Origin of the sequence: Planococcus beijingensis, assembly GCF_016820615.1 — a bacterium.
GTDB classification, from domain to species: domain Bacteria; phylum Bacillota; class Bacilli; order Bacillales_A; family Planococcaceae; genus Planococcus; species Planococcus notacanthi.
This window is the reverse complement of the sequence record NZ_JADHDZ010000019.1, coordinates 1-823: the sequence shown is the minus strand read 5'-3', so window position 1 is coordinate 823 and position 823 is coordinate 1. Positions and strand designations below refer to the sequence as shown.

At 53.5% G+C, this 823-nt stretch carries 1 protein-coding gene; it reads right to left on the bottom strand.

Translation table 11 applies throughout. The features are described 5' to 3' along the window. The coding region (locus IRE19_RS18360) for a citrate/2-methylcitrate synthase (RefSeq protein WP_203341460.1) at positions 1–823 on the bottom strand (823 nt) is incomplete at both ends.

The window sequence follows — 823 nt, the reverse complement described above, 5'->3', positions numbered from 1 at the left end:
GTCAATTTCTGGGACATTTCACGCAAGTGCTTCGCACGCGGGTCGCCATTGCGGTAGACACGGTGGCCGAAGCCCATGATTTTTTCTTTGTTCGCCAGTTTTTCGTTGATGACCGCTTCCACGTTGTCGACAGAACCGATTTCCGTCAGCATCTTCATCACCTGTTCGTTGGCGCCGCCGTGAAGCGGGCCTTTCAAGGCGCCGATGGCTGCCGTGACGCCGGAATAGACGTCAGACAATGTTGCCACAGCTACACGCGCCGTGAACGTCGATGCGTTCAATTCGTGGTCGGCATGAAGCACCAACGCTTTGTTGAACGCTTCTTCTTCCACTGCTTCCGGCAGGTTGCCGGACAGCATGTACAGGAAGTTCGCCGCAAAGCTCAAGTCCGATTTGGGTGCAATCGGCTCCTGGCCATTGCGGATGCGGCCGAAAGCCGTCACAAGCGTCGAAATCTTCGCCTGGATCTTGATGGCTTTGCGGTAGTTCGCTTCCGGCTCCATTACTTCTGCCTCTTCATCGAACAGGCCAAGCATGGAAACTGCCGTGCGGAGTGCCGCCATCGGGTGAACCGATTTGATGTCGTATGTTTTAAAGTGGTCCAGCACAGCCTGTGGAACCGCCATGTTGTCTGCCAATTGCTGCTTCAGTTCCGCCAATTCGTCTGCTTTTGGCAACCGTTGGTGCCACAGCAGATAAATCACTTCTTCAAAGCTCGCGTTTACGGCCAAGTCATCAATATCGTAGCCGACATATGTAAGTGTGTCATCAATGATCGAGCTGATCGCGGATTGGGTTGCTACTACACCTTCTAAACCTTTTG